Here is a 6,403-nt window from a genome sequence, read left to right as displayed (position 1 = left end):
GTGCGAGATCTTGCGGACGGTGAACGCGGAGTTCAGGCCGGCGTTCTTGGTGCCGATCACGACGCCTTCGTAAGCCTGGACGCGCTCACGGTTGCCTTCCTTGACCTTCACGTTGACGACGACGGTGTCACCCTGGCTGAACTTCGGCAGCTCGCGGGTGATCTGGGCGGATTCGAAATCCGCAAGGATGGTTTTGTTCAGCTTGCTCATGGGTGCACCGATAGTGTTCGGGTGGTCGTGTCGTTCGACAACGTGGGCTCATGCAGTCACCGGACTGTGCTGCACGTTTTTTGTAGGGTTTCCACCACCGGGCGCAACGGCCTGATGGGAATCGCCAATGATAACCGAAGATTCCTGCCCCGCGCTAGGGGGAAGGGTCGTCGGCCAGGGCCTGCCGGGCCTGCGCGAGCAGAATCCGGTCGGCCTTGGACAGCTGGGCCTCGTCAAGCAGGTCCGGCCGCCGGGTTGCGGTCCGCAGCAGCGACTGCTGGCGGCGCCAGCGGGCGATGGCGGCATGGTTGCCCGAGCGCAGCACGTCCGGGACGGTGCCCCATTCATGCTGGGCCGGGTGGCTGAAATGCGGGCAGTCCAGCAGCCCCTGCGGGCCTTCGAAACTGTCCTGGGCGGCCGATTCGGCATCGCCCAGGGCGCCCTCCTGCAACCGGGTCACAGCATCGACGATCACCGCCGCGCCCAGCTCACCGCCGGACAGGACGTAATCGCCGATCGAGATTTCCTCGCTGACCTCCGCATCGAGGAAGCGCTCATCGATGCCTTCATAACGCCCGCACAGCAGGATCATGCGCGGCAGCGCGGCCAGTTCACGCACCTTGGCCTGGGTCAGCGGCGCACCCTGCGGGCTGAGGTAGATCACCGGCGCAGGCGCCGGATCGGCCGCCTTCGCCGCGGCCAGGCAGGCGCGCAGTGGCTCGATCAGCATGACCATGCCGGGGCCGCCGCCGAACGGACGGTCGTCCACCCGGCGGTAATTGCCTTCGGCATAGTCACGCGGATTCCAGCCATGCAGGTCGAGCAGGCCGCGCTCGGCGGCACGACCGACCACGCCCAGCGCGGCCGACTGTGCCATGAACTCGGGGAACAACGTGATGACGTCGATTCTCACCGGATCAGAACTCCGGATCCCAGTCGACCACGATCAGGTTGGCCTCGAAATCCACCGAGACGACGAATTCGGGCTGCACGAACGGAATCATCCGCTCACGGTCGCCCTGCACCACCAGCACGTCGTTGGAGCCGGTCGAGAACAGGTGCGACGCCCGCCCCAGTTCAACGCCGTCAACGGTACGCACCTGCAAGCCTTCGAGGTCGACCCAGTAATACTCGTCGGCCTTCGGCGGCGGCAGCGCGCTGCGCGATACATAGACTTCGGTTCCGTACATCGACTCGACCACATCGCGGTCGGTGATGCCCGGAAACACCGCGACCAGATGCTTGCCGGACTGACGTCCGCGTGCCCCGGTCAGGGTGCTCTCCTGGCCGGCGGGCGTGCGCAGGATCCAGGGCTGATAGTTGAAAATGGCGGTACGCGGCTCGGTCCAGGACTCGAGCTTGATCTCGCCTCGCACACCAAAAGCGCCGACAATCCTGCCCAGCAGGATCCGGCGCTCGGTATCTTTCATCTGAATAGACCGAATGGGCCGCGGCAGGCGCGGCCCGTCAGGATCAGGCCGCCGAGGCCTGGGCCTTGGTCGCTTCCTTGTACAGGTTGCGAACCTTGTCGGTCATCTGGGCGCCGTTGGCAACCCACTTGTCGACCAGCGGCAGGTCCAGCACGATGCGGGATTCCGCACCCTGGGCCACCGGGTTGTAGTAACCGACGCGCTCGATGTTGCGGCCATCACGGGCGCTGCGCGAGTCGGTCACGATGATGTGGTAGAAGGGACGCTTCTTGGCGCCGCCGCGGGTCAGTCGAATCTTGACCATGGTGTTGTTTCCTCAATTGCCCAGTCGCCAGGATGGCGCGGTAAGCCGGCGATTATAGCGGCGGCCTGCGGTCATTCCAAGCCTGTGAAGACCGGCCAAGCTGAATAGCGCGCTAACCGACGCCATCGATGGCCCCCAAGGGCTGCCAGGGCGCGGCCTCCAGGCTGCCCCGGGCCCACTGGCAGAACATCTCGGACCGGGCGAAGGTCACCCCGTCGATCGCTTCGATCGGCCAGACCCCGGCCGAATTGCAGGCGATGGCGCCGTTGAACCGGTCCAGCTCGGCCAGCGCCACCGGGCGCACCTGCTGCTGCGCCGGCGCGAACCCGGCCTGCAGCAGCCGTTCGTGGGTGCCCCGCAGGGCCGGCGCCTGCGGCCACACGATCTGGTCGCCCTGCAGGAAGGCGATGTTCCAGGTGCTGCCCTCGCTGACCTCGCCGTCGTCGGTGACAAACAGCGCATCATCGAACCCGTCCTGCACCGCCCGCCGACGCTGTTCGAACAGGGCGAAGGTGCCTACGTGCTTGAGGTGCGGCAGCTCGCGCTGGTACACCACCGAACGCACGCGCCGCGCCGTGGCCGGCATCGTCACCGGCGGCGCGACCGCCACCAGCACATCCACCGCGACCGGGCGCAGCGGCTGGCGGAAATCGAACGCACGCGAGAACACCGTCACCCGCAACGCGGCATCGCGCATCTCTTCGGCATGCAGCGCGTGCTGCATCCAGGCCTGGACCTGCGCCGCCTCCAGCGCGGTGCCGAACAAGGCTTCGGTGCCCTGCTGCAACCGCTGCAGGTGCAGGTCCAGGCCCTGCACCGCGCCACCGCGCACCTGCAGCGAGGTGAAGTGGCCGTAGTTGGTCAACGCGCCGGCAAGATCCTCGACGCTGGCGCGCTGGCCGTTGCAGTAGAGCGTCATTCCAGCAGCGCCCGCGCGTCGGACCACATCTGCTGCAGCACCTCGGTGGCCGGGCGCGCCGGTGCCATCCAGGCCGATTGCCCGGCCCAGGCCTGCATGGCGTCGATGCGGTGCTCGCGGTTGGCCTGCGCGCGCATCGGCGCACTGAGCCCGCGCTGCACCGGATACGGCCGCGGCGGCGGCGCGTCAGGGCCGGCGGCGGCGCGCACGTAGGCGGTGGCCAGCCCGCGGCCAAGCCGGCCACTGAATGCCCGCGTCGGCCAGGTGTCTTCGGGTTCGGCCGCGGCGAGTGCGTGCGACCAGGCCGGATCGATCGCGCATTCGGGGGTGCGCAGGAACGCGGTGCCTACCTGCACCGCGCTGGCACCCAGCGTCAGCGCCGCGGCGATGCCGCGACCATCGGCAATGCCACCGGCCGCGATGACCGGGATGTCCAGATGATCGGCCAGCCGCGGCAGCAGCGCGAACAACCCCACCAGCTGACGCTCGGCCGCGTCCGGATCGAACGCACCACGATGCCCGCCGGCTTCAAACCCCTGCGCCACCACCGCGTCGGCCCCGGCGGCCTGGGCGGCGCGCGCTTCGGCCAGGGTCGTCGCGCACGCGATCCAGGCAATGCCAGCGTCTTTCAGGCGCTGTACCTGCGCTGCGGAGAACACGCCCATGATGGTCGAGGCCACCGCCGGACGCGCGGTGATCAGCGCATCGAACTGCGCATCGAAATCGGCCGGGCCAGCATCGGCGGCACTGGCCGGCACCTCCGGCCCCCACTGCGCCAGGAACGCGCGCGTGGCCGCTTCGGCCTCGGCATCGCGCTGCGGCGGCGCGTCGGGCACCCACACATTGACCTGGGCCGGCCCGCTGGACTGCGCGCGGAAATCGTCCATCCACGCCACGATGTCCGCTGGCTGGGACAGCACCGCGCCCATCGCGCCCATGCTGCCGGCCGTGGCCAGCGCGGCCGACAGCGGCACCGGGCAGGCGCCGGCCATCGGGGCAAGCAGAATCGGGGCCTGCAAGGCAAAACGCCGACAGAAACTGTCGGCGCGTTCGAGGATCGGCGAAAGACTCACGCGCGGCGCACCTGTAGGGTCAGACCCGGCCAGCATACGCCGCACCGCCCTGCCCGGCATGCACGCCGGCAGGATTCAGCGCGCCGACACCGCGTAGGTGCGGACCAGCTGGCTGTCCATTTCCTCGTTGAACGTGAAGGTCACATAGCGCGCGTCGTCGGCGGCGAATTCTTCTTCGACGACGGCCCGGCCGATCTCGGTGCCCTCGGCATCCAGCGCGCGTGCCACCAGCTTGCCCTTGAACGGCTTGTCGGCCACCACGTACACCGCCGCGTCCTTGGAGCCCATGCCACGGCTCTTGCCCTGGGTCACGGTCAGGCCGCGTGCGGCCAAGCCGGGGTCGATCTGCAGCGTCACGCTCATGCGCTTGTCCACGCCCTCGCCCAGGCCGGCGACGAAATCGGCGGCGGTGCCGCTGATCGCACTGCCTGCCTTCTGCGACATCGACGTGTCGTCCTTGCAGGCGGCCAGCGCCAGGACCAGCGCCACCACCACGATCGACTTGTTCACGGGCATTCCTTTGAGAGATTCAACAGCGTGCTAGTCAAGCACCCGACCAAGGGGCTGGCAAGAGGCAAAGGCGCAGGCCGGTGACGCGAGCGGACACTACGGTGGAACAGAGGCTGCGCGGGGCCCGAAGGCCGGCCGCGCACGGGGCACTCAGCGGAACGGCAGGCCGCCGCGGCCACCCATGGCCCCCATCATGCCCTTCATGCTGCGCATCATGCCCTTCATGCCGCCGCCGGCCATCTTGCTCATCATCTTTTCCATCTGCTGGAACTGCTTCATGAGCTTGTTGACGTCGGCCGGGGTCAGGCCGGAACCGCGCGCGATACGGGCACGGCGCGAGCCGTTGAGCAGGCCCGGGTTGCGGCGTTCCTTCTTGGTCATCGAGTTGATGATGGCGATCATGCGCGGCACTTCCTTGCCCTGGCTGACCTGCTGCTTGAGGTGCTCGGGAATGTTGCCCAGGCCCGGCAGCTTGTCCATCAGGCCGCCGATGCCGCCCATGTTCTGCATCTGCTCGAGCTGGTCGCGCATGTCGTTCAGATCGAACTTCTTGCCTTTGGCGACCTTCTCGGCCAGCTTCTGGGCCTTGTCCTTGTCGACCTGCTGCTCGACCTGCTCCACCAGCGACAGCACGTCGCCCATGTCCAGGATGCGGCTGGCGATACGGTCGGGGTGGAACACGTCCAGGCCGTCGGGCTTTTCGCTGACGCCGACGAACTTGATCGGCTTGCCGGTGATGTAGCGCACGCTCAGTGCGGCACCGCCACGGGCGTCACCGTCGGTCTTGGTCAGCACCACGCCGGTCAGCGGCAGTGCTTCGCCGAAGGCCTTGGCGGTGTTGGCCGCGTCCTGGCCGGTCATGGCGTCGACCACGAACAGGGTTTCGGCCGGGTTGACCGCTGCGTGCAGCGCCTTGATCTCGGCCATCATGGCGTCGTCGATGGCCAGGCGGCCGGCGGTATCGACGATCAGCACATCGGCGAACGACTTGCGTGCGTCATCGATGGCCGCGCGGACGATCGCTTCGGGCTTCTGGTCGGCACTGGAGGCAAAGAACAGCACGCCTACCTGGTCGGCCAGGGTCTTGAGCTGCTCGATCGCGGCCGGACGGTAGACGTCGGCCGACACCACCATCACCTTCTTCTTGCGCTTTTCCTTCAGGTGCTTGGCAAGCTTGGCCACCGTGGTGGTCTTGCCCGCACCCTGCAGGCCGGCCATCAGGATGATCGCCGGGGCCGGCACGTTGAGGTTGAGGTCCGACGCCGCCGAGCCCATGACCGTGGTCAGCTCGTCGCGCACGACCTTGATCAGCGCCTGGCCGGGGGTCAGCGACTTGAGCACTTCCTGGCCGACGGCGCGCACCTTGATGCGCTCGACCAGCGCCTGCACGACCGGCAGGGCGACGTCGGCCTCAAGCAGCGCGATGCGCACTTCGCGGGTGGCCTCGCGGATGTTTTCCTCGGTGAGGCGACCGCGGCCACGCAGCCGCTCGATGGTGCCGGAGAGGCGCTGGGTCAGGGACTCGAACATGGAGGCAACCTGTTCAGAACGAAAGACAGAGAGACGCACAGTATAGCGGGTCCGCCAAGCACCCCGGACCGCACCTGCGCCCCGTGGCCGCAGGCATCGCCAGCACCCCGGGGGTATGCGAAACTGCCACGATGACAATCGTTCTCATCGCGACCCTGCTGTACCTGACCGCCACCGCCCTGCTGGTGCGCGCCGTCAGCCGCGATGACGCGATCCGCTCACCCGCCTGGCTGTGGCCGGCGCTGCCGGCCATGCTGCTGCACGGCGGCTACCACGTACTGGTGGCGATGCGTACCACCGGTGGCCCGGACATGCACTTCTTCGCCGCGCTGTCGCTGGTGGGCCTGGGCATGGCCTGGCTGACCTCGCTGGTGGCCGCGCGCGGACGCATGGCCGCGCTGGGCGTGCTGGTGTTCCCGATGGCTGC

Annotated in this window: 8 protein-coding genes and 1 pseudogene; 1 reads left to right on the top strand and 8 read right to left on the bottom strand. The window is 68.1% G+C overall.

The features are described from left to right. The 8 genes from DBR34_RS22325 to ffh form a co-directional block, all read right to left on the bottom strand. On the bottom strand, positions 1 to 210 hold a 210-nt coding region (locus DBR34_RS22325), incomplete at its 3' end, for a 50S ribosomal protein L19 (protein WP_258223727.1). Positions 211 to 364: 154 nt separating this feature from the next. After that, the gene (trmD, locus tag DBR34_RS07350) at positions 365 to 1,123 is read right to left on the bottom strand and encodes a tRNA (guanosine(37)-N1)-methyltransferase TrmD (RefSeq protein WP_038689627.1); all 759 of its coding nucleotides are present in this window, start codon (positions 1,121 to 1,123) and stop codon (positions 365 to 367) included. 4 nt (positions 1,124 to 1,127) lie between these two features. Continuing rightward, complete coding sequence (gene rimM / locus DBR34_RS07345; RefSeq protein ID WP_128096302.1) at positions 1,128 to 1,640, bottom strand: ribosome maturation factor RimM; 513 nt, start codon at positions 1,638 to 1,640, stop codon at positions 1,128 to 1,130. A gap of 43 nt (positions 1,641 to 1,683) precedes the next feature. Continuing rightward, on the bottom strand, positions 1,684 to 1,944 hold the full coding sequence (gene rpsP, locus DBR34_RS07340) for a 30S ribosomal protein S16 (protein ID WP_017356068.1): 261 nt from the start codon (positions 1,942 to 1,944) through the stop codon (positions 1,684 to 1,686). Between the two features lie 112 nt (positions 1,945 to 2,056). After that, positions 2,057 to 2,863 carry an aminotransferase class IV family protein gene (locus DBR34_RS07335; RefSeq protein ID WP_128096301.1) on the bottom strand — a complete coding sequence of 269 codons (807 nt, stop codon included), beginning with the start codon at positions 2,861 to 2,863 and terminating at the stop codon, positions 2,057 to 2,059. Next, complete coding sequence (locus DBR34_RS07330; protein WP_128096300.1) at positions 2,860 to 3,936, bottom strand: nitronate monooxygenase; 1,077 nt, start codon at positions 3,934 to 3,936, stop codon at positions 2,860 to 2,862. Before DBR34_RS07330 ends, DBR34_RS07335 begins: the two co-directional genes overlap by 4 nt. Before the next feature lie 75 nt (positions 3,937 to 4,011). Next, entirely contained in the window at positions 4,012 to 4,446 is a 435-nt protein-coding gene (locus tag DBR34_RS07325; protein ID WP_128096299.1) for a hypothetical protein, read from the bottom strand. A 150-nt stretch (positions 4,447 to 4,596) separates the two neighbouring features. After that, positions 4,597 to 5,976, bottom strand: a complete 1,380-nt coding sequence (gene ffh, locus DBR34_RS07320) for a signal recognition particle protein (protein WP_038689636.1) — start codon at positions 5,974 to 5,976, stop codon at positions 4,597 to 4,599. A 131-nt stretch (positions 5,977 to 6,107) separates the two neighbouring features. Between ffh and DBR34_RS22320 the strand changes: the two are divergent. Further along, positions 6,108 to 6,403: pseudogene (locus DBR34_RS22320) on the top strand (inner membrane protein YpjD); the annotation flags it as partial.

The sequence above is a fragment of the Stenotrophomonas sp. HMWF003 genome (assembly GCF_003061285.1).
GTDB lineage: Bacteria > Pseudomonadota > Gammaproteobacteria > Xanthomonadales > Xanthomonadaceae > Stenotrophomonas > Stenotrophomonas maltophilia_AP.
Note: the sequence above shows the minus strand (reverse complement) of the source record. Positions and strands in the feature narration are given on the sequence as shown.